Annotated in this window: 18 protein-coding genes, 1 pseudogene and 2 riboswitches; of the genes and pseudogenes, 4 read left to right on the top strand and 15 right to left on the bottom strand. The window is 71.3% G+C overall.

Annotated features, from left to right (window positions below):
* Positions 1–97 precede the first annotated feature (97 nt).
* Complete coding sequence (locus FHX42_RS03295; protein ID WP_182542661.1) at positions 98–1,555, bottom strand: peptide MFS transporter; 1,458 nt, start codon at positions 1,553–1,555, stop codon at positions 98–100.
* A gap of 161 nt (positions 1,556–1,716) precedes the next feature.
* On the opposite strand from FHX42_RS03295, the gene FHX42_RS03290 reads away from it, so the two are divergent.
* Positions 1,717–2,109 carry a VOC family protein gene (locus FHX42_RS03290; protein WP_182542660.1) on the top strand — a complete coding sequence of 131 codons (393 nt, stop codon included), beginning with the start codon at positions 1,717–1,719 and terminating at the stop codon, positions 2,107–2,109.
* Positions 2,110–2,162: 53 nt separating this feature from the next.
* On the opposite strand, the gene FHX42_RS03285 is transcribed toward FHX42_RS03290, so the two are convergent.
* Entirely contained in the window at positions 2,163–3,257 is a 1,095-nt protein-coding gene (locus tag FHX42_RS03285) for a cobalt-precorrin-5B (C(1))-methyltransferase (RefSeq protein ID WP_328795877.1), read from the bottom strand.
* 6 nt (positions 3,258–3,263) lie between these two features.
* Between FHX42_RS03285 and FHX42_RS03280 the strand changes: the two genes are divergently transcribed.
* On the top strand, positions 3,264–4,067 hold the full coding sequence (locus FHX42_RS03280) for a cobalt-precorrin-6A reductase (protein ID WP_182542658.1): 804 nt from the start codon (positions 3,264–3,266) through the stop codon (positions 4,065–4,067).
* Here FHX42_RS03280 and FHX42_RS03275 read toward each other — a convergent pair.
* From FHX42_RS03275 to cobG, 3 genes are read right to left on the bottom strand one after another with little or no spacing between them, the layout of a single operon-like run.
* Positions 4,033–5,598, bottom strand: a complete 1,566-nt coding sequence (locus tag FHX42_RS03275; RefSeq protein ID WP_182542657.1) for a precorrin-2 C(20)-methyltransferase — start codon at positions 5,596–5,598, stop codon at positions 4,033–4,035. The genes FHX42_RS03280 and FHX42_RS03275 overlap by 35 nt on opposite strands.
* Positions 5,595–6,221, bottom strand: coding sequence for a precorrin-8X methylmutase (locus tag FHX42_RS03270; protein WP_182542656.1), 627 nt, complete (start codon positions 6,219–6,221; stop codon positions 5,595–5,597). Before FHX42_RS03270 ends, FHX42_RS03275 begins: the two co-directional genes overlap by 4 nt.
* Entirely contained in the window at positions 6,218–7,501 is a 1,284-nt protein-coding gene (gene cobG, locus FHX42_RS03265; protein ID WP_182542655.1) for a precorrin-3B synthase, read from the bottom strand. Before cobG ends, FHX42_RS03270 begins: the two co-directional genes overlap by 4 nt.
* 125 nt (positions 7,502–7,626) lie before the next feature.
* Positions 7,627–7,747, top strand: a riboswitch (cobalamin riboswitch).
* A 127-nt stretch (positions 7,748–7,874) separates the two neighbouring features.
* Between cobG and cobN the strand changes: the two genes are divergently transcribed.
* Entirely contained in the window at positions 7,875–11,489 is a 3,615-nt protein-coding gene (gene cobN, locus FHX42_RS03260) for a cobaltochelatase subunit CobN (protein ID WP_182542654.1), read from the top strand.
* A gap of 52 nt (positions 11,490–11,541) precedes the next feature.
* On the opposite strand, the gene cobA is transcribed toward cobN, so the two are convergent.
* The 5 genes and pseudogenes from cobA to FHX42_RS26255 all read right to left on the bottom strand — a co-directional run bounded on the left by cobA (position 11,542) and on the right by FHX42_RS26255 (position 16,468).
* Positions 11,542–12,765, bottom strand: a complete 1,224-nt coding sequence (gene cobA, locus FHX42_RS03255) for a uroporphyrinogen-III C-methyltransferase (protein WP_182542653.1) — start codon at positions 12,763–12,765, stop codon at positions 11,542–11,544.
* 221 nt (positions 12,766–12,986) lie between these two features.
* Positions 12,987–14,048 (bottom strand): HoxN/HupN/NixA family nickel/cobalt transporter, encoded by a 1,062-nt coding sequence (locus FHX42_RS03250; protein ID WP_328795875.1) that lies wholly within the window; start codon positions 14,046–14,048, stop codon positions 12,987–12,989.
* A gap of 76 nt (positions 14,049–14,124) precedes the next feature.
* Positions 14,125–14,247, bottom strand: a riboswitch (cobalamin riboswitch).
* A 204-nt stretch (positions 14,248–14,451) separates the two neighbouring features.
* Positions 14,452–15,552, bottom strand: a complete 1,101-nt coding sequence (locus FHX42_RS03245; protein WP_182542652.1) for a pyridoxal-phosphate-dependent aminotransferase family protein — start codon at positions 15,550–15,552, stop codon at positions 14,452–14,454.
* Between the two features lie 136 nt (positions 15,553–15,688).
* Positions 15,689–16,231, bottom strand: a pseudogene (locus FHX42_RS03240) (TIGR03619 family F420-dependent LLM class oxidoreductase); the annotation flags it as partial.
* Between the two features lie 18 nt (positions 16,232–16,249).
* Entirely contained in the window at positions 16,250–16,468 is a 219-nt protein-coding gene (locus FHX42_RS26255; RefSeq protein ID WP_235986884.1) for a hypothetical protein, read from the bottom strand.
* 82 nt (positions 16,469–16,550) lie between these two features.
* Between FHX42_RS26255 and FHX42_RS03235 the strand changes: the two genes are divergently transcribed.
* Entirely contained in the window at positions 16,551–16,820 is a 270-nt protein-coding gene (locus tag FHX42_RS03235; protein ID WP_182542651.1) for a DUF1876 domain-containing protein, read from the top strand.
* Positions 16,821–16,839: 19 nt separating this feature from the next.
* On the opposite strand, the gene FHX42_RS26940 is transcribed toward FHX42_RS03235, so the two are convergent.
* From FHX42_RS26940 to cobO, 5 genes are all read right to left on the bottom strand, one after another.
* On the bottom strand, positions 16,840–17,250 hold the full coding sequence (locus tag FHX42_RS26940; protein ID WP_182542650.1) for a cobalamin biosynthesis protein: 411 nt from the start codon (positions 17,248–17,250) through the stop codon (positions 16,840–16,842).
* Positions 17,247–18,452, bottom strand: a complete 1,206-nt coding sequence (gene cbiE, locus FHX42_RS27235; RefSeq protein ID WP_182542649.1) for a precorrin-6y C5,15-methyltransferase (decarboxylating) subunit CbiE — start codon at positions 18,450–18,452, stop codon at positions 17,247–17,249. Before cbiE ends, FHX42_RS26940 begins: the two co-directional genes overlap by 4 nt.
* A 111-nt stretch (positions 18,453–18,563) precedes the next feature.
* A complete protein-coding gene (locus tag FHX42_RS03220; protein WP_182542648.1) occupies positions 18,564–20,045 on the bottom strand; it encodes a cobalt-precorrin-4/precorrin-4 C(11)-methyltransferase in 1,482 nt (493 codons plus the stop codon).
* A gap of 228 nt (positions 20,046–20,273) precedes the next feature.
* Positions 20,274–21,641 carry a cobyrinate a,c-diamide synthase gene (locus tag FHX42_RS03215; RefSeq protein ID WP_182542647.1) on the bottom strand — a complete coding sequence of 456 codons (1,368 nt, stop codon included), beginning with the start codon at positions 21,639–21,641 and terminating at the stop codon, positions 20,274–20,276.
* Positions 21,638–22,252: a cob(I)yrinic acid a,c-diamide adenosyltransferase gene (gene cobO / locus FHX42_RS03210; protein ID WP_182542646.1), complete on the bottom strand. Its 615-nt coding sequence runs from the start codon at positions 22,250–22,252 to the stop codon at positions 21,638–21,640. Before cobO ends, FHX42_RS03215 begins: the two co-directional genes overlap by 4 nt.
* Between the last annotated feature and the right edge of the window lie 69 nt (positions 22,253–22,321).

Genomic DNA, 22,321 nt, shown 5'->3' with positions numbered 1-22,321 from the left:
AACCACCTCGAAGGGCACGGCGACGTGCCCGCCTTTCCGGTCGAGTCGCATCTCGTACTCCCCGACGAGTCCGACGGGCACGGTCGCCGCGGCGCGGTCAGTGAACTCCGCGCATCATCTTCTTCACCCAGGGGCTCGCCAGGGCGAGCAGGATCGCCAGCGCCATCGCGCTCCCGCCGGTGACGCCGAAGTAGGCGACCTCGTTGCTCGACGAGTAGAAACCGGCCAGGGCACCGGCCGCGGAGGTACCCGCGGCCACGGACAGGTAGTTCAGCGCGACCATCTGGGACCGGAAGGCCCTCGGTGCCAACTGCGTCGACAGCGACAGGCCGATCGGCGAGAGCATCAGCTCGGCGAGGCTGAACAGCAGCAGGATACCGGCCACGGCCAGCGCCGGACTGACGGCTCCCGTGCTGCCCGCCATGGTCAGGAACAGCAGGAACGAGAAGCCCATCCCGAACAACCCCAGCGCGAACTTCATGGGAGTGCTCGGCTGCCGGGAGCCCAGCTTGGTCCACATCGCGGCGAAGACCGGGGCGAACAGGATGATGCCGACCGGATCCACCGACTGGAACCAGGAGGGCGGGACGGCGAAACCGGCCACGCTGAGATCGACCCGCTGCTCGGCGTAGATGGCGATCACCGTGAAGATCTGCTGGAACAGCGTGAAGAAGGCGAAGCTGGCGACGAACATCGGAATGAACGCGACGACCCTGCTGCGCTCCACCGAGTCGATCCGCTTGCTGCTGATGATCAGGGCGAACAGGATGAGGGAGAACGCCACGATCAGGCCGGTGACCACCGAGGCCAGGTTCGTCAACGTCACCACACCGGTGCCGAACGCCGCCACGATCACCAGCACGGCGAGCACCCCGGCGGCGGTCGCCTTCGAGAGCGCCGAACGGGTCATCGGGTTGGGCACCTCGCGACCGGCCGCGGTGAGGTTGCTGCGGCCGAGCATGTACTGCACCAGACCGATGGCCATGCCGATCGCGGCGAGGCCGAACCCGTAGTGGAACCCGAGCTCGGTGTGCACGAACCCGGTCAGCAGCGGCCCGACGAGCGCCCCGATGTTGATACCCATGTAGAAGATCGAGAAACCGCCGTCGCGCCTGGGGTCCTCCTCCCCGTAGAGGGTTCCCAGCAGCGCGGTGGTGTTGGCCTTCAACGCACCACTGCCCAGCCCGATGCAGACCAGGCCGACCGCCACGCCGCTCAACCCGGGCAGCACGGCCAGGCTGGCGTGCCCGATCAGGATCAGCACACCGCTGTAGAACAGCGTGCGTTCCGACCCCAGCAGCCGGTCGGCGACCCACGCACCGAACACGGTGGACAGGTAGACCAGTCCGCCGTAGGCCCCGACCAGGCTGGTGGCGCTGGCCTCCGGGATGCCGAGCCCGCCCTCGGAGACGGAGAAGTAGAGGTAATAGGTCAGGATCGCCTGCATCCCGTAGAAGGAGAAGCGCTCCCAGACTTCGAGTCCGGAGAGGTTCATCAGACCCCAGGGGTGTCCGAAGAACGTCCGCTGCCTCGGTTGGCTGTTTGTCGTGGACATCGCGAAGTAGTCTGCCCCCGTCCCTGACGACGGTCCTCGGGGGCCTCGACATGATGGTTTCGCGCGACAACCACAGCTCGATCACGGGCTCACGGCGGCCGGTGACCGTTCGCTGCTGCGAGCCAGCACGGGTCCGGCCTCGTCCCGGGCATGATCGGCGTATGAGTCGTCTCGGACTGGTGACCCTCGTCGTCGACGACTACGACGAGGCCGTCACCTTCTACACCGGCACCCTCGGCTTCGAGCTGGTCGAGGACACCCCGCTCGACGACGGCAAGCGCTGGGTGGTGGTCCGGCCCCGGGGAGCGCGGGAGACCGCACTACTGCTGGCGCGCGCCGCTACCCCTCACCAGCGAACGCGCGTGGGCGACCAGACCGGTGGGCGCGTCGGCATGTTCCTGTACACCGACGACTTCGACCGCGATCACCGCAGGATGGCGGCAGCGGGAGTCGTCTTCGAGGAGTTCCCCAGAAACGAGCCCTACGGCAGGGTCGCGGTCTTCCACGACCTGCACGGGAACCGCTGGGACCTGCTCCAGCCGACCTCGTCGTGATCCGGGCGACGCAGTGCGCACCACCAACTCCGGTGGCCGCGCGCGGGGGATCCTCAGTCCGTCCGCCCGACGATGGTGCCCGCGCGGTCGATGACCACGACGTCCACCGACACCTGCGCTCCGCGCAGGGTCTCCTCCGCGACATCGCGGGCGCGCGCGGCGACGAGGTCCCCCAGCTCCACGCCCTCCTCCCGGCACAGGTGCAGCGCGTCCAGGGCGGTGTTGGCACCGCGCACCCGCTCGGCGAGGTCCTCGCCACCACCGCCCTCGGCCACGATCCGCGCCAGCAGCGCGTAGTTGACCTGGGAACGCTTGGAGTGCAGGTCCAGGTGCCCGTCGGCGAGCTTGGAGAGCTTGCCGATCCCCCCGGCGACCGTCAGTCGCGGCAGGGGGTGCCGACGCAGGTACTTCAGCACGGCTCCGGCGAAGTCCCCCATGTCCAGCAGCGCCTCGTCGGGCAGCCCGTACAGCTCGGTGACCACCCGTTCCGAGGTGCTGCCGGTGCACCCGGCCACGTGGGACAGGCCCTCAGCTCGGGCGACGTCGACGCCGCGCCGGATGCTGTCGATCCACGCCGAGCACGAGTAGGGCACCACGACCCCCGTGGTGCCCAGGATCGAGAGTCCGCCGCGGATTCCCAGTCGGGGGTTCCAGGTGTGCCGGGCCAGTTCCTCCCCGTCGTCGACGGAGATCTCGACCACGACGTCGCCGCTGCCGCCGTGGCGCTCGGCGACCTCGGTCACCGCCTCGGTGATCAGCTGCCGTGGCACCGGGTTGATCGCGGGCTCACCCACCGGAAGCGGCAGCCCCGGCTTGGTGATCGTTCCCACTCCGGGCCCGGCGCGGAAGACCACTCCCCCGCCCGGCTCGGCGGCCGAGACGGTGGCCGAGACCAGGGCCCCGTGGGTCACGTCCGGATCGTCGCCCGCGTCCTTGACCACGCCCGCCGTCGCCCGGTCCGGATCGAGCCGCTCCCGGCCCAGGGCGAACGACGGCCGGTGCCCCTTGGGCAGCGTGATCTCCACCGGATCGGGGAAATCGCCGGTCAGCAGCGCCGTGTAGGCGGCCGCCACCGAGGCGACCGCGCAGGCACCGGTGGTCCAGCCGTAACGCAGGTTGCCCGACTGTTCGCTGCGGCCGTTCGTCACGGCAGAATGCATCCCAACGGACTCGGATCGACGGGAAAGGGCGTGTCGGTGACGCCGCAAGTGCTCATCCTGGGCGGCACGGGTGAGGCCAGGCAACTCGCCGCCCACCTCGTCGGCCGCGGCGTACGGGTGACCTCGTCGCTGGCCGGGCGGGTCAGCCGCCCCCAGCTGCCGGAGGGCGAAGTGCGCGTCGGCGGCTTCGGCGGGATCGACGGACTGGCGGACTGGCTGCGCCGGGAGGAGGTGCGCGCCGTCGTCGACGCCACCCATCCCTTCGCGCGGACCATGTCCGAGCACGCGGCACGCGCCACCGCCGCGACCGGAACCCCCGTGCTGGCGCTGCGCCGCCGACCGTGGCAGCCGGTACCGGGCGACGACTGGCGACCGGTGTCCTCGCTGGAGGACGCCGCCGCGCTGCTGCCCGACCTCGGTGACCGGATCCTGCTGACCACCGGGCGGCAGGAGCTGGCCCACTTCGCCGCGCTGCGCGACCAGCACTTCGTGATTCGCACCGTCGAACCGCCCGAACCACCGCTGCCGCCCCACGTGACGACACTGCTGTCCCGCGGACCGTTCACCACCGACGGTGAGCTCGAACTGCTGCGCGAACACCGCATCGACGCGGTCGTCACGAAGAACAGCGGCGGCACGATGACCACGGCCAAACTCACCGCCGCCCGCGAACTGGGGCTGCCGGTGGTGATGGTCCAGCGGCCACCCGTGCCGGAGGTACCCGAGGTCGGCACGGTCGAGGAGGCCGTGGAACGCTTGGGGGTCACGGTGACGTCGCCGGGTACCGGCGGGGAGTGAACACCACCGGTCGCCCGTCCGGCTGCTCGGCCACGCGGGTGGTCGAGGACCCGATCACCAGCAGACAGCGCATGTCCACCTCGGCGGGATCGAGGTCGGCGAGCCGCACGACCCTGCTCGTTTCCTCGGAACCGCCGACGTCGCGGCCGATCACCACCGGAGTGTCCGGGGTGCGGTGTTCGAGCAGCACGTCGCGAGCGGCGGCGACCTGCCAGGTCCGACTGCGCGAGGCCGGGTTGTAGATGGCGAGGGCGAGGTCGGCCTTCGCGGCCGCCTCCAGGCGCTGCGCGATCGCCTCCCACGGCTTGAGCCGGTCCGACAGCGACAGCACGCAGTAGTCGTGACCGAGCGGTGCACCGACCCTTCCCGCCACGGCCTGGGCCGCGGTGAGACCGGGGACCACGCGCACCGCGACATCGCTGGATTCGGCGGCGGCCTCCAGCACCGCGCTGGCCATCGCGAACACGCCGGGGTCACCGGAGGAAACCACCGCCACGCGCGAACCCGCGCGGGCCAGGTCGAGGGCGAACTCGGCTCGCTCGGCCTCGACCCGGTTGTCCGAGGGATGGCGGCGCTGACGGGGATTGGCGGGCAACCGGTCGAGGTAGGGGCCGTAGCCCACCAGCTCGTCGGCGGCACCCAGGGCGGACTGCGCCTCGGGCGTGGTCCACTCCCACCCGGCCGGACCGAGTCCGACCACGACGACCTCACCGCCCGCGGCGGGGGCGGTACTCGCCGCGGTCTTGCCGAGCCGGTCCTCGGTGGGTGCGGGGTCGACGGCGTTGACCGGGCTCGGCAGCAGGGCCAGCGAGAAGTACGGGACGCTGTCCGGGTCGACCTCGGCCAGCGGCAGGGTGCGCTGCCGGTCGGTGGTGGCCCGTTCCACGTAGAAGGCCTGGTCCAGGCAGCCCGCCTTCTCGAACGCCTCGTGGACGCCGTCGAAGGTGCGCCCGAGTTTGAGCACGGCCGCCGCGTCGGTGGTGGCCAGCCGTTCGGCGAGCACGTCCGGGTCGAGCGTGCCGGGCAACACCGTCAGCGTCTCGTCCCGCTCGGCGAGCGGACGCCCCAGCACCGCCGAGGCACCGCTGATCGAGGTGATCCCCGGCACCACCTCCACCTCGAAACGCCCGGACAGCCGCTTGTGCATGTGCATGTAGGAGCCGTAGAAGAACGGGTCGCCCTCGCAGAGCAACACCACCTCCCGGCCCGCTCGCAGGTGCACGGCGAGGCGCTCCGCGCACTGCTCGTAGAACTCGTCGATGGCGCCCTGGTAGCCGCCGGGGTGGTTCGTGGTCTCGGTGGTCACCGGGTAGACCAGTGCCTCCTCGGCCTGACCGGAACGCAGGTAGGGCTCGGCCACCGACCGCGCGATGCTGCGACCGTGCCGGGCGCTGTGGTAAGCGATCACGTCGGCCTCACCGATCAGCCGGGCGGCCTTGACCGTGACCAGCTCGGGGTCTCCGGGTCCGAGGCCGACGCCCCGCAGCCGTCCGGAACTCGTCTCGCCGTTGCTGGCGTGCTCGCTGCTCACTCTTCCTCGCTCGCGATCGCGTTGACTGCGGATACCGCCATCGCACTGCCGCCGCGGCGACCGTGCACCACCAGGTGCTCCAGCCCGGTGGGATGCGCGGCCAGTGCCTGCTTCGACTCCACGGCACCGATGAATCCGACCGGTACTCCCACCACGGCCGCCGGCCTGCCGGCTCCCTGCTCGATCATCTCCAGCAAGCGGAACAGTGCCGTGGGGGCGTTGCCGATGGCGACCACCGAGCCCTCCAGCCGGTCCCGCCACAGCTCCATGGCGGCGGCGCTGCGCGTGGTGCCGAGTTCGCGGGCCAGTTCCGGCACCCGCTCGTCGGACAGGGTGCAGACCACGTCGTTGTCGGCGGGCAACCGGCGACGAGTCACCCCGGCGGCGACCATGGCCGCGTCGCACAGCACCGGCGCACCGTCGTGCAGTGCCGCGCGTGCGGCGGTGACGGCGTTGTCCGTCCAGGCCAGATCCTCGACCAGGTCGACCATGCCGCAGCCGTGCACCATGCGCACCGCCACACCGGCGACCTCGGACGGCATCCCGCTGAGATCCGTCTCTGCGCGGATGGTGGCGAAGGAGCGGCGGTAGATCTCCGCACCTTCCCGGATGTAGTCGATCACATTGTCCTCCGAGCCGCTTCCATCGCGGCGGATACCCGGTCGGCGTCGACCCGCGACGCCCAGACCTCGTCGTCGAGGCCGACCTCGTAGCCGGCCTCGGTGGCCAGCACTTCCACGACCCGTCCCCGCGGCCGGCCGCACCGGCGCTCACAGCCCACCCAGTGGACGGGCAGGGTGCCGCCGGTGGGCGACGACGCGTGGCGCAGTGCGCGAGCAGCGTCCCCGCGGACGTCGGCCAGCGCCTTCGCGCAGCCCGGGTGGCCGGTGCAGGCGGTGACCCCCGCCCATCCCGAGGACGGGTCCACGATCAGACCATGCGTGTCCAGCTCGGACGTCCACCACTCGACTTCACCTTCGGAAAGACCGGGCACGACCACCGTCCGCCACGGCGTCAGGCGAAGCCGGCTTCCGGCGGCTTCGGATGCGCGAGTCATAATACTCACCTGTTCGCGGGACAACCGCCCCAGTGGTGCTCCGGCGGCCACGGTCACGCGCTCATCGCGACGTCCCACCACGCCGAATCGCGGTTGCGCTGGGACGGGGTCAGCGCCGAGTGACGTAGGCGCAGCGGCGGTGACGTCGTCGTGCGCGAGCCGAGCACGCACCCTGTCGGCGACCCGCCGGGGTCCGCTGTCGAGTTCGGCCAGTCGCCAGGCCGATGAAGCCTGGAAGGCCCTTTCGACCAGGAACTGCTCGGCGGCCAGGATCGCCGCGTGCACAGCGGCCCGGACGCGAACCAGCACACCACTGTCCGTCCCGCCCAGACGCAGCGAGACCGCGTCGGCACCCACCGGAACCAGACCGACGTCCGCCCGCAGCGGATCGACGTCACCCCTGCCGTCGTCGACGGTGAACAGGAATCGCCCCGGCAGCCCGGCCAGCTCGGGATTGCCGCACAGCCGGGTGTCCAGCTCGCGCGCGAGCGGGAGCACGTCCAGCAGGCCACCGTCGTCGCAGCCCGAGTACGGCGAGGCCACGATGTTGCGGACCCGCTCGTGCGTCGGGCTGGGCAGCAGTCCTTCGGCGGCCAGCCGCTCGGCGAGTTCGTTCTCACACCCGTCGCCGAGGCCGCGTACCTGCACGTTCGCCCGCGAGGTCAACTCCAGCCCGCCGGTGCCGAGCTGTTCGGCGGCCTCGGCCAACGTGCGGAACTGACCGGCCGAGAGCTCGCCACCGGGAACGCGAACGCGGGCCAGCCCGCCGTCGGCGGCGGCGTGAACGTGCAGGGCACCGGGGCAGGCGTCCGGCCGTGGCCGTTCTGTTCGGGAAGTCTCGGACATCCGCTCGATGGTACGAGCAGCGCACCCGTGCGGGGACGGTAATGCGACGCGGCTCATGGCCGAACGACTTGACGGAAGATCCCACCGTTGCCGAGAGTGGGTACATCCCCAGCGGCGACAGGTGGAGGAAGCCGGTGCGAATCCGGCGCGGTCCCGCCACTGTCACCGGGAAGCGACCCCCGAAGACGGCCACCGCCCCGGCGGCGGGAAGGCCGGGGCGAGCACCGATCCGGAAGCCAGGAGACTCCGGTCGCCGCGACCACGACCCGGGGCGAGGACCCCGAGGAAGGTTCGTCATGCGCAATACCGGTGCACGCCTGTCGCGTGCCCGTGCCCGGTCCGTCACGCCGCACGAGGACGAGGAGCGCGTCGCATGATCCTGCTGCTGTCCACATCGGACACGGACCTGCTCAGCGCGCGTGCGAGCACGGCCCCCTACCGGCTGGCCAACCCGGCCAGGCTCGGAGTCGAGGACCTGCCGCCGCTGCTGGACGACGTCGACCTGGTCGTGGTGCGCCTGCTCGGCGGGCGCCGCGCTTGGGAGGAGGGACTGGACGCGCTGCTGGCCGGTCCCCGCCCCGTCGTCGTGCTCGGCGGCGAACAGCTGCCGGACGCGGAGCTGATGGAGTGCTCGACGGTGCCCGGCGGGGTGTGCGCCGAGGCGCACTCCTACCTGGCGCAGGGCGGCCCGGACAACCTCACCGAGCTTTACGGCTTCCTGTCCGACACGGTGCTGCTCACCGGACACGGCTTCGCACCGCCGACGCCCACGCCGACCTGGGGCGAACTGGAGCGCACCCCCCGCACCGACGAGGGGCCGACCGTGGCGGTGCTCTACTACCGGGCGCACCACATGGCCGGCAACACCGCCTTCGCCCACACCCTGTGCGAGGCCATCGAGGACGCGGGCGGACAGGCCCTGCCGGTGTTCTGCGCCTCGCTGCGCACGCCGGAACCGGAGCTGGTGGAGACCCTGCGCCGTGCCGACGCGCTGGTGGTCACCGTGCTCGCCGCCGGGGGCACCCGCCCGGCCACCGCCTCGGCCGGTGGTGACGACGAGGCCTGGGACATCGGCGCACTGGCCGATCTCGACATCCCGATCCTGCAGGGGATGTGCCTGACCAGCAGCCGCGCCGCGTGGGAGGCCAACGACGAGGGGCTGTCCCCGCTGGACGCGGCCACCCAGGTCGCGGTACCCGAGTTCGACGGTCGGCTGATCACGGTGCCGTTCTCGTTCAAGGAGAACGACTCCGAGGGGCTGCCCGTCTACGTCGCCGACGCCGAACGCGCCGCGCGGGTGGCCGGCATCGCCGTCCGCCACGGCAACCTGCGTCACGTCCCGCCGCAGGACAAACGGCTCGCGCTGATGCTGTCGGCCTACCCCACCAAGCACTCCCGAATCGGCAACGCGGTCGGCCTGGACACCCCGGTCAGCGCGGTGCGCCTGCTACGGCGGTTGCGGGAGCACGGTTACGACATCGGTCCCGAACAGGGCCCCGAGGCGTTGCCAGGCGTAGCCGCGCAGGACGGCGACGAGCTGATCCACTCGCTGATCGCAGCCGGTGGTCAGGACCGGGACTGGCTGACCGAGGAGCAGCTGTCCGGCAACCCCGTGCGAGTCTCGGCCAAGCGCTACCACTCCTGGTACTCGACCCTGCCCAAGCAGCTCCGCGACAACATCGAGCACCACTGGGGACCGCCGCCCGGCGAGCTGTTCGTGGACTACACCCACGATCCGGACGGCGAGATCGTGCTGGCCGCCATCCGCGCGGGCAACGTCACGATCATGGTGCAGCCGCCGCGCGGGTTCGGGGAGAACCCGATCGCCATCTACCACGACCCCGATCTGCCGCCGAGCCATCACTACCTGGCCGCCTACCGCTGGCTCGTCGACGAGTTCGACGCCCACGCGATGGTGCACCTGGGCAAGCACGGCAACCTGGAGTGGCTGCCGGGCAAGACGGCGGGCATGTCGGCGTCCTGCGCCCCGGACGCGGCGCTGGCGGACCTGCCGCTGGTCTACCCGTTCCTGGTCAACGACCCCGGTGAGGGCACCCAGGCCAAGCGCCGCGTGCACGCCACGCTGGTGGATCACCTGGTGCCTCCGATGGCCCGCGCGGAAAGCTACGGCGACATCGCCCGCCTGGAGCAGTTGCTCGACGAGCACGCCACCATCACCGCGATGGACCCGGGCAAGCTCCCGGCCATTCGCAGCGAGATCTGGACGCTCATGCGGGCGGCCCGGCTCGACCACGACCTCGGTCTGGAGGAGCGGCCGGACGACGCCGAGTTCGACGACATGCTGCTGCACGTCGACGGGTGGCTGTGCGAGGTCAAGGACGCCCAGATCCGCGACGGCCTGCACGTGCTCGGTGACCCTCCCGAGGGCGAGGCCCGGACCCACCTGGTGCTGGCGATGTTGCGAGCACGCCAGATGTGGGGCGGACAGCGCGAGGCGCTGCCCGGGCTGCGCGAGGCGCTGGGGCTGGCCGAGGACGGCAGCTCGTCCCGCGAGCGGGTCGACGACGTCGAGAACCGCGCGTTCGCGCTGGTCGAGGCGATGGAGCAGCGGGACTGGGACCGCGGCGCCGTCGGCGAGGTCTGCCGGTCGGTGCTGGGCCGGGACGAGCCCGGGGTGGCGCGAGTGCTGGAGTTCGCCGCCACCGAGGTGGTGCCCCGGATCGAGGCCACCACCGACGAGATGACCGCCACGCTGCGGGCGCTGGACGGCGGCTACGTGCCCGCGGGCCCCAGCGGCTCCCCGCTGCGCGGACTGATCAACGTGCTGCCCACCGGCCGCAACTTCTACTCGGTCGACCCCAAGGCGGTGCCCAGCCGACTGGCCTGGGACACCGGGCGCGCGATGGCCGACTCGCTGCTGGAGCGCTACCGCACCGACATCGGGGACTGGCCCTCGTCGGTCGGCCTGTCGGTGTGGGGAACCAGCGCGATGCGCACTTCCGGCGACGACGTCGCCGAGGTGCTGGCACTGCTCGGTGTCCGGCCGACCTGGGACGAGGCCTCGCGGCGGGTCAACGGGCTGGAGGCGATCCCGCTGGAGGAGCTGGGACGTCCCCGCATCGACGTGACCATCCGCATCAGCGGTTTCTTCCGGGACGCCTTCCCGCACGTGGTCACCCTGCTCGACGACGCGGTCCGGCTGGCGGCCGGGCTCGACGAACCCGACGAGAGCAACTACGTCCGCGCCCACGCCCGCGCCGACCAGGCCGAGCACGGTGACGAGCGCCGGTCGACCATGCGGATCTTCGGGTCCAAGCCGGGTGCTTACGGAGCGGGGCTGTTGTCGCTGATCGACAGTCGCAACTGGCACGACGACGCCGACCTCGCCGAGGTCTACGCCGTGTGGGGCGGTTTCGCCTACGGGCGCGATCTGGAGGGCGCACCGGCCCGCACCGACATGGAGACCGCCTACCGGCGCATTTCCGTGGCGGCCAAGAACACCGACACCCGCGAACACGACATCGCCGACTCCGACGACTACTTCCAGTACCACGGCGGCATGGTCGCGACCGTGCGTGCGCTGACGGGCAAGGCACCGGCGGCCTACATCGGCGACAGCACGCGCCCCGACTCGATCCGCACCCGGTCGCTGAACGAGGAGACCTCGCGGGTGTTCCGCTCCCGCGTGGTCAATCCCCGGTGGCTGGCGGCGATGCGCCGCCACGGCTACAAGGGAGCCTTCGAGCTCGCCGCGACCGTGGACTACCTGTTCGGCTACGACGCGACCACCGGTGTCGTCGGGGACTGGATGTACGAGCAGCTGGCCGAGAACTACGTGTTCGACGAGGAGAACCGCAAGTTCCTCACCGAGTCCAACCCGTGGGCGCTGCACGGCATCACCGAGCGGTTGTTGGAGGCGGCCAACCGCGAGATGTGGGAGCAACCGGACCCCCGGACCCTGGAGGCCCTGCGGGAGTACTACCTCCAGGCCGAAGGTGACCTGGAGGACGGTCCCGCCCAGAGCTGATTGGTGGTTTCCCGGTTTCGCGCGAAACCGGGAAACCCACACCGCGGTGCGGCTACCGCCTGTTCTCCGGGGCGAGTTCGGCGACGGGGCCGATGACGATCACGGCGGGAGGACGCACGTCCGAGGCGCGCACCGCCTCTGCCACCTCGGTCAACGTGCTGCGCACGGTGGCCTGGCCCTGCGTGGTCCCGTCCTGGATCACCGCCACGGGCGTCTCCGGATCACGACCGTGCTCCAGCAGGACGGTCGCGAACTCGTCGATGCGCTTGACGGCCATCATCAGCACCAGCGTGCCGCGGAGTCGCGCCAGCGCGGGCCAGTCCACCAGCGACTGCTCGTCGTGGGGACCGACGTGCCCGGAGACGACGACCACCTCGTGGGCGACACCGCGGTGCGTGACCGGCACGTCGGCCGCGGCCGGGGCCGCGAACGGGCTGGTGATCCCCGGCACGGTGGTGACGGCGATCCCGGCGTCCGCGCAGGCCAGCAGCTCCTCGAAACCGCGTCCGAACACGAAGGGATCGCCGCCCTTGAGCCGCACCACGAACTTGCCCGCCGTGGCGTACTCGACGAGCATCGAGTTGATCACGTCCTGGTTGGCGGCACGGCCGTAGGGGATCTTCGACGCGTCCACGACCTCCACGTGCGGCCCGAGCTCCTCCAGCAGTTCGCGCGGAGCCAGCCGGTCCGTGATCACGACATCGGCACGGCCCAACAACTGCCGCCCCCGCACCGTGATCAGGTCCGGGTCCCCGGGACCACCACCGACCAGCGCCACACCGGGAGCGGGTGGCTCGGCGTGCTCGTCGACCTGCCCGGTGCGCAGCGTCTCGATCAGCGCGTCCCGCACCGCCGCGGATCGCCGGTGCTCACCGCCGGCCAGGACACCGAGCAGGATCCCCTCGTGCTCGGCCACCGCGGGCGTCACGGCGGTGCCCTTCGAAGCGTCGTCGGCACGCACGCAGAACACCTGACGGCGCTCGGCCTCGGCGACCACCTCGGCGTTGACCGCACCACTCGAAGCGCACGCCACCGCGTACCAGGCGCTCCCGAGGTCACCGTCGGCGTAGGGCCTGCGATGCCAGACCAGCTCATCGGCGTCGGCCATCGCCTCCACGGCCGGGGTCGCCTCCGGCGAGATCACTTCGACCCGCGCGCCCGCGTTGATCAGCCGCGGCACCCGGCGCTGGGCGACCGTGCCCGCGCCGACGACGACCACGCGCCTGCCGGCGAGGTCGAGTCCTGCGAAGTAGTGGCGTTCAGTCTGCGAGGTCATCTCCGCCGTCCATGTCGGTGTTCGCCCCCGGCGGCAGTGACGGGGTTTCACGAGGTCACGGTTCGACTCACGGGCTTATCCCGGCGACGCGCGCCCTTCCGACACGACCACCTCGTAGCCCCCGGTCATGAGTTCGATGTCCACGAACGTTACCCGAGCCACCCACCTGAGGTACCACCCTGCACCCGCCATTCGAGATACGTCACACGTGCCGGGTCGGGTCACGCGACGTCCGAGCGCGCGACCTTCCACCACAGGGCCGCCCCACCCCAGAGGACCAGGAACGCCGCCAACGTCAGGTAGCCGAGCGACTCGAAGTGATCCCCGACAGCGGCCACGGCACCCAGCCAGGACACGCCCAGCTGCGCGAACACCCCCGACAGCACCACGGCCGCGATGACTCCGGCCAACAGCACGGTCAGCGCCGTGGTGGCCACATTCACCCACAGCCTGCGCAACGGGCGCGCGAGCGACCACGTGTAGGCGCGAGACATCAGCATCCCGTCCACGCTGTCCACAGTGCACATACCCGCGGCGAAGAGCAGCGGCAGGCTCAGCACGGCCACCACGGACACTCCGTCGCTGGGAGCGACCAGGGCGAGAACCGTGATCTCGGTGGCCGTCTGCATCCCCAGCCCGAACAGCAGGCCGATGCCGAACAGGTGCCACGACCGGGCCACGACGAGGCGCATCCGTCCCCGCAGCAGCCGCGCCAGCAGACCCCGGCGCCCGAGTACCCGCTCGATCTCGGTCTCGTCGACCTCGCCGAGACGCGCGCGGCGCAGCAGCCGGGTCGCGTCGCGCAGGACCAGCGCATTGAGCACGGCCAGCGCACCGACCACCACGACCACGGCGATGTCCACCAGCAACGCGGTGTGCGCACCGGTGCGTTCGGCCCAGTCCTGCGCGGCGGGCCCGGCGACGAAGGCCACGACCAGCGCCAATGCCATCACGACACTGGCATGCCCCAACGCGAACCACATGCCGGTGGAGACGGGGCGCCGCCCGCGCTGCATCAGCAGGCGCGTCGCGTCGTCGATGACCGCCACGTGGTCGGCGTCGAAACCGTGCCGCAAACCGAGCAGATAGGCGGTGGTCCCCGCCGCGGCCAGACTCCCCGCCGTGCCGAAGGAGTCCTGATACAGGAAGTAGGCACCCCACCCCACCAGGTGCAGCATGCCGAGAGCGGCCACCACGAGCGTGACCTTCCTGCGTTCGAGGGCACCCCAGCCGGTGGGCCGCTCGGTGCTCGAATCTTGCGAGAGTTCGTCCGACGACGTCACGTCCGTGGACCTCCTGGGTTCTCCCGCCCTAGGGGGCTCCTGCCCGTGTCGTGGTCACGACACGGGCTGCCCTGCGAGTGTCCTGACTTCCGGATCGCGGCGGAGCCCCTGACCTTCCGGCTTTCGAACCGTGGTCGTGCGGCGGGGTCCGCTCCCCGGTCACAGTGGCGGGACCGTCCCGGATTCGCACCGGGTTCCTGCGCGGGCAGCCGAAGCATCGTGTCCCAGTTCGGGACGACAGGTCAATTCCCCGCTTCCGCCCCGTCGGCTCGTCCGAGGATATTTGCCCTGTTCAGCCGAGGCGGCCTCGACCGAATGTGAGTCCGATCGCCGGAAGCGGACGGCAAAGCGCCCGGCCGCTGCCGTGCAGTGACCGGGCGCCGACGAGAGGGTTCGTACCGCCTCAGCGGCCGAGAACCCGCTTGAGCGCCCCCAGCAGCATCTCGACGCGGTCGAGGCGCGCGTTGTGGCCCATCAGACCGATGCGCCAGACGCTGTTGGCGTACTGCCCGGCACCTCCACCGATCTCGATGTCGTAGTCGGTCAGCAGTCGCTTGCGCACGTCGCCGGAGTTCACTCCTTCCGGCACCACCACGCTGGTGAGCTGGCTCAGCCGGTGTCCTTCGGAGGCGAACAGCTCCAACCCCATCTCGCGCAAACCGTCCTGCAACGCCGCACCCGCCTCGCGGTGGCGCGCGGCGACCGCCGGCATGCCCTCGTCGAGAATCCGTCCGAGCCCGGCGTGCAGCGAAGCGACCATCGCGGTCGGTGCCGTGTGGTGGTAGGCGCGGCCACCCGAAGAGCCACCCGTGACGTAGTTGCCGATGAGCCCGAGGTCGAGGTACCAGGTCGTGGGCCTTTCCACCCGACGCTGCCACGCGCGCTCGGAGACGGTGAACGGAGCCAGTCCCGGAGCCACGCCGAGGCACTTCTGCGTACCCGCGTAGGCGATGTCCACGCCCCAGTCGTCGAGAGCGATCTCCTCGCCGCCGATGGAGGTCACGCAGTCGGCGAGCAGCAGGGTGCGCTCGTCGCGCTCGCGCAGGGCGGTGCCGAGGTGCTTGAGGTCGCTGCGCGCGCCGGTGGAGGTCTCGGCGTGCACGGCGGCGACGAGGGCCGGCGACGGGTGCGCGTCGAGGACGCGCTGGACGTCCACGGGCTGCCCCCAGGGGTGGTCCACGCGCACGACCTCGGCGCCGTAGCGGTCGGCGACATCGCACATCCGTTCACCGAACAGTCCGTTCACGGCGACCACGACGACGTCACCGGGACGGACGAAGTTGACGAAGGCCGCCTCCATCCCGATGGAGCCGGTGCCCGACAGCGGCAGCGTCCGGAGGTTCTCGGTGCCCCACACCGCGCGCAGCCGGTTTCCCGTCTCGTCGAGCATCGCCAGGAAGTCGGGATCGAGGTGCCCCAGCAGCGGAGCGGCGAGTCCTGCCGTGGCCTCCGGGTAGGTGTTGGAGGGGCCCGGCCCGAGGAGGGAACGTTCAACCAATGCCATGCGGCCAGCCTAGGACCCTCGTTCCCAGCGCACAGGCCCGCACCATTGACAGGCATCGTGCCTGGGTACGCCTCATTCCGTCAAGCGAAATCATGGTTTCACTTTAGCACTGCAGAAAAAGTGAAAAAATTCACACTTAACGGGGCTGCTGGCGCGGAGCTTCGGCGGCGAGGTCGAGGACGTGCTCGGCGAGGGCTTCGAGAGTGCGCTGGTCCTGCTCGGGCGTGGCGCGCAGCACGGGCAGCCAGTCCAGCGTCGGGAAGACGGGGTGCCAGGCGGTGCCGTGCCGCACGGCCCGGCGAATGGCCGCCCGGCTCGACCCTCCGACCCAGATCGGTGGGTGGGGCTCGCGTACCGGACGCGGCGCTGCGGCGACGTCGCGGAAGGAGATGTACTCCCCCGAGAAGGAAGCTTCCCGCCGCTCCCACAGCCGGTGGGTCGCGGTGGGGTACTCGTCGGTGATCGCACCACGTTCGCCGAAGGGCACCCCCAGGGCTTCGAACTCCCGCTCGGCCCGCCCCGCCCCGCCCCCGAGGATCAGGCGCCCGTCGCTGAACCGGTCGATGTTGGCGGCGACGCGAGCCGTCAGCAGCGGGTTCCGGCAGGGCAGCACGGTCACGGTGGTGCCCAGCTCGATGCGCTCGGTCATGCCCGCGAACCAGGACAGCGTGGTGAACGGATCGGAGAACGGCGCGGGTTAGGGCTCGGCGACATCGGGGGTGACCGCGACGTGGTCGGAGACCAGGGCCGCGTGGAGCCCCGCCCACTCCGGGAACCGCGCCCAACCGCGGAAGTGCTCGGGCTCGGCCACCCAGCCGTGGTTGACGATGTTGACACCGAACTTCATCGACCCCTCCTCGCCCCCGAAGCGCTCCCACCGCGATCGGCGCTCGACGGCGCCGAGGAGTTCCACCATCCGGGTGTCGGTGTCACTCCGTTCGGTCGCATCACGGCCTCATCAGGCGCATCATGGAGTCCCGACGTCATGGGAGGCGACCATGAACGAGAACAGGATCCTCACCCTGGACATGCGGGTCGTCGAGGCAGGAGCCGAGACCACGGCCGACGTGAGCATGACGACGGGCGGCGGCCGGATCGTGCACGGCCACGGCACGGCGCGGCGCCACCCGGAGGACCCGGACGTTCCGCAGATCGGCGACGAGATCGCGGCGGCCCGCGCCCTGTCGAACCTGTCCCACGAACTGCTCGTCACCGCCTCGGGCGAGATCGGCGAACGTCAGCACACCCAGGTGTACATCCCCACCTGAGAGGTCCCGAGCGGTCCGCTCAGGCAGTCCCGATACGTGCGACGGCGACGGTGACGCGGTCACCCCTGGTCTTCCCGGCCACGAGCTCGGCGCCCGCTCCCCACTCCGAGGCGGCCCGCAACGCGGCCGCCTCGGCCACGCTGGAGATGCCGATCTCGGCACGCACGAGCTCGCTGGGGCCGGGAACCGCTACCCCGGCCAGCTCCGCGGCCGGGTAGGGCCACAACGGCACCGCGCCGTCCGACGAACACCGCCGCACGGCCTCCAGGATCGCCGGGTCACCGGCCCGGGCCTCGACGGTGGCGAAGGCTCGTACCGCTCGCGGGGACAGCACGGACTCGTCGACGAGCCGCGCCAGCACCTCGGTCACGGCCGTACGCGGAGCACCACTGGACGCGCCGAGACCGATCGCGAGCGGACGGTCGCTCACTGCCCGTCCCGCTCGCCGACGCGAACGCCCGAGATCAGCACCACCGGCTCGGCGGCCTCCAGCCGCGATTCCGGCGGCTCGGTGATCCGGTTGGCCGACAGCTGCACGCCCTCCACCCGGTATCCCGCACCACCGAGGATCTCCCGGGTCACCGCCACGCGGTCCAGCGTCGTCAGCGCCACCACGATGCGGGAGGCGCCGGCGTAGGCGCAGGCGGTGGTCACCTCCGACTCACCACCGCCGACGAACACCGCGTCCGGCTTCGGCAGCTCACGCAGCGCCTTCGGTGCCGTCCCCTCCTCGATCCGCACGTCCGCACCGTGTCCGGCGGCGTTGGTGACCATCCGCACCGACTGGCTCTCGTCGGATTCCACGGCGATGGTCGCCGCGCCCAACCGCGCGCACTCGATCGCCACCGAGCCGGAACCGGCACCGACGTCCCAGACCAGCACCCCCGGGCGCGGGGCCAGCTTGGCCACGGCCACGGCCCGGATCTCGGCCTTGGTGATCGTGCCGTCGCGGTGGGAGAACTCGCTCTCGTCCAGGGCCCATCCGTCCGGCGGAACCGGTTCCCCACCGGCGAACCACCCGCGCCGGGGGACAGCGTCCGGATCACTCATGCACAGCACGACGTTGGGTTCCTGCCAGGCCCGCTCAGCCGCTTCCTCGGGACTCACGGTGGACAGTCGCTCGTGGGTACCACCGAGCTGCTCACCCACGGTCAGGCTGCGTCGCCAGCCCCGGAGCGCGGTTCCGAGCTGCGCGGGTCCCGCTCCCGGAGAGGTCAGCACCACCACGGCCGGACGGGCCCGGCAGACGTTGGCGGCTCGGCTCAGGTCCCCTTCGTAGGCGGCGACCACCGTCACGTCGTCCCAGGAACGCCCCACGCGGGCCATCAGCTGCTGGACGCTGGAGGTCGCGGGCAGCACCGAGCAGCGCACGCCCCGTTCCCGCAACGTGCGCAGCACACCGAAGAAGCCGGGATCACCCGAGGCGAACACGACGCCGAGCTCCCCTGCGGCCAGTGACGAGAGCGCGTTCATCGCGGGATCGAACGGCCCGAGTTCGAGCGTGCGGGTGCCCTCGGGCACGTGCGCTTCCAGGTGTCTCCGGGAGCCGACGACGAGCCGCGCCGAATGCAGGGCCTCCTCAGCTCCGTCCGGGAGCGGGCCACCATCGATGCCGATCACCGTGACCGTCACGTCACCCACCTCGTCTCGGTTGCCGCATCACGTGCTCACCATCGCATCCGAAGTCCGGACGCACTCGCGGAAAGTCTGCCACGGCCACGGAGTCCGCTGTGGATGACGAGGTCAGGAGCTTTTCGTCCCGCCGGTCTCCGACGAGGGGCGGGACCGGGACTTCCCGCCCGACTTCGCGCCCGACTTCGAGGTGGTCGACTTGGACGTGGTCTGTCGCGTGCCGCCCTGCTTCGCCGCGGACTTCGCCCTGGAGCGGGACTTCGGCGTCGCCTGGGTCCGCGTCGAGGTGGACTGGTCGGTCGTCTCCTCCCCGACGGGCTGCTGCTCGGCAGCATCGGGGGAAACGGCCGTATCCGCGGATTCGTCGACCGCGGATTCGTCGACCGCGGATTCGTCGACCGCGGCCGGTGCGGATCCCGGAGAGTCCTGTTCGGACGCGGCATCGCTCCCGGCACCGGAGGACCGCTCCGGCTCGGCCGCGCTCTCGAACTCGGTGACCTTCTTACCGGTACGCATCGCCGCCGCCACGACGTCCTGCGCCGTGACGGTGGCACCGTCCTCGGTCGTCTCGGTCGGCTGCTCCTGCCCGAACAGGTCGGGCTGAGGCGCACGCCGCGTGGCGACGCGATCGGCGGCGATCCGGGTGGCGCCCCGCGCGCTCTGCTGCCAGTCACGCACGGCCCACCAGGCGACATCGGAGTCCGGTCGGCCCCCGCGATCGTCATCGCGCTGGCGTGGCACGGCTTCCGGGTCGTTCGTCCGAGACTCGTCCTCCGCGTCGGAGGACGCCGAGCGGCCCGAGCCGCGTTCGGCGAAGCGGCGGGCCGCCGAACCGGCGCGCCCGGAACCACCGGAGCTCGCCCTGCCGTAGCGCCGCCGGGTCTCGCCCTCGGTGAGCGCCCGGCCGACGAGGAACAACGTGTGCCGCCACAGTTTGTGCTGCTTGACGGTGGACTCCAGCTCGCCGAGCGTGGTGCGCAGCACGAGCTCGTCCGGCCAGCTCACCTTGTAGGCGACCACGACCGGAACGTCGTCGGGGTGGCCTCCTGCGCGCAACTCCTCGACGAGTTCACCGGTACGGGCCGCCGAAGCCGACAGCGCCAGCGTCGTACCGTCCCGGACGAACTCCCGCACGCGGTCGCCGGTGGGCAGCGAGGTCCGGCCGCCCTCCAACCGGGTGATCACCGCGGAGGGCGCGAACTCGGTCGAGGTCATCTCCCCGCCGACCGACGCCGCCGCGGCCGAGAACTCGGCCACGCCCGGCACGATCTCCACGGACAGATTCATGCGCGTGCACGCGGCGTACTGCTCGCGGATCGCTCCCCACAGCGCGGGGTCACCCGAGTGCAGTCGCGCGACTCGGAGACCGTCACGTTCGGCACGGCGGTAGATCTCCACCGCCGCCTCGTCCGTCAAGCGCGTCGCGTCGACCAGCTCGACCTCGGCGCGAGCGTGCTCCCGGACGCATTCGGGAGTCACCAGGCTCGCCGCCCAGATCACCACGTCGGCCTCGCCGATGCGCCGAGCACCGCGCACCGTGATCAGGTCGGCCGCACCAGGCCCGGCGCCGATGAACGAGATCCGCCCTGTCATGAGAGTCGCTCTCCTTTTACCGCGGTGGAAGTACTGCCACGGTGGACGGATCCGGCTCTTCCATCCACTGCGGACACGTTCGGTTCGGACAACGCGATCGTCACGAGCCGTGACACCCGGGCACATCGAGTGACCCGTCCGCCGCTCTCCGGCCGCCCTTATGGGTACCGACCGTATCGTGTGATCCGAGCGCCCCCGCAATGCCGCCACTTCGGGCACCACCGGGGGTCACCCGCGGTGGCGCCGGGAGCTCTCCACGAAACGCTCCACGGCTTCGGGATGCCCGGCCGGATGCGTGTGCAGATAGGAAGCGTGCAGGCCACTGCGCACGAAACCCTCGGCGACCGGTCGGTCGCGACGCCAGTACCAGGCCGGCCGCTCACCGTGATCCGGCCGCAGGACCGTGCGGTGGAACTCGTGACCACCGACCCTGGCCCCCTGCTCGAACAGCACGGAATCGCTCGCGGCCACCGCGTCCCGGTACCCCAGGGTCAGCCGTGGCGACATCTCGGCGCGCGCGTCGAGCACGCCGCACAACGGATGGCCGTCCAGCTCCTTCGCCAGGTACAGCAGGCCGCCGCACTCGGCGTGGATCGGCGCCCCCTCGGCGGCGAACGCGGCGATCTCGCGACGCAGGGCGGCGTTCGCCGAGAGTTCGGCGGCGTGCTGTTCGGGAAATCCACCCGGCAGCACCAGACCGGCCGTTCCCGGCGGCAGGGCCTCGTCGTGCAGCGGGTCGACCACCGCGACCTCGGCGCCGGCGGCCTCCAGCAGTTCCACGTGCTCGGAGTAGCCGAAGGTGAAGGCGGGTCCCCCCGCCACCGCCACCGTCGGGCGCGTGGAGGAAGCGTCGGTGCGGACCACGTCCCGCGGTTTCCACGCGGCCACGTCCAGTTCCGGCGCCGACTCCGCCAGGCTCACCACGGCGTCGAGGTCGACACCCGTCTCGACCGTGTCGGCCATCTCCTCCACGGCGCGGTTCGCCTCGTGACCGTGCTCGGCGGCCGTGACGAGCCCCAGATGCCGGGACGGCACGCTCAACCCGTCGGTGCGCGGCAGCACGCCGAGCACCGGCAGGCCGGCCACGTCGGCGGCCTCGCGCAGCACGTGCTCGTGGCGCTCGGAGCCGACGCGGTTGAGGATCACTCCCGCGATGCGCACCCGGGAGTGGAAGCTCCGGAACCCGTGCAACAGCGCGGCCAGGCTGTGACTCTGCCCCCTGGCGTCGACCACGAGCACCACCGGCGCGTCGAGCAGCGCGGCCACGTGCGCGGTCGACCCGAAGGCGGGACCGTCCCCGGGGCCGTCGATCCGGCCGTCGAACAGCCCCATGACGCCCTCGATCACCGACAGCTCGGCTCCGGCTCGCCCGTGGGCGAACAGCGGTGCGATCCGCTCCTCGCCCACGAGCACGGGGTCGAGGTTGCGGCCGGGCAGCCCGGAGGCGATGCCGTGATAGCCGGGGTCGATGTAGTCCGGCCCCACCTTGAACGGGGCCACCCGCGTCGAGCGCCGCCGCAACGCGGCCAGCAGGCCGGTGGCCACGGTGGTCTTGCCGTGCCCGGACCCCGGAGCGGCCAGCACCAGCCTGCTCACCACTCGATGCCCTTCTGGCCCTTCTGGCCGCGGTCCATCGGGTGCGCGACCTTCGAGGTCTCCATGACCAGGTCGGCGGCGTCGATCAGCGCCTGCGGCGCGTTGCGGCCGGTGATGACGACGTGCTGGTGTCCGGGCCGGTCCCGCAGCGTGGCCACCACCTCGTCGACGTCGACCCAGCCCCAGTGCAGCGGGTAGGTGAACTCGTCGAGCACGTAGAGCCCGTGGCGCTGCTCGGACAGCCTCCGGGCGATCTCGTGCCAGCCCTCCAGCGCGGAGGCGGCGTGATCCTCCTCGGTGGCCTTCTTGCGGGTCCAGGACCAGCCCTCGCCCATCTTGTGCCACTCGACCGGGCCGCCCTGGCCGGTCTCGTCGTGCAACGTGCCCAGCGCCTTGAAGGCCGACTCCTCGCCGACGCGCCACTTGGCCGACTTGACGAACTGGAACACACCGATCGGCCAGCCCTGGTTCCACCCGCGCAGCGCGAGCCCGAAGGCCGAGGTGGACTTCCCCTTCATCTCACCGGTGTGCACCATGACCAGCGGCCGGTTGCGGCGCTGGCGCGTGGTCATCCCGTCGTCGGGCACGGTCTCCGGCTGTCCCTGTGGCATGTGGTGTCCTCGTGTCGACGTTGGCGAGCAGGTTCGTCGACCCTAACGGCACGGGACGCGCGCGGGGAC

The organism is Halosaccharopolyspora lacisalsi, assembly GCF_014137975.1.
Lineage (GTDB): Bacteria > Actinomycetota > Actinomycetes > Mycobacteriales > Pseudonocardiaceae > Halosaccharopolyspora > Halosaccharopolyspora lacisalsi.
The sequence above is the reverse complement of the archived record's forward strand: the minus strand, read 5'-3'. Positions and strand labels throughout refer to the sequence as shown.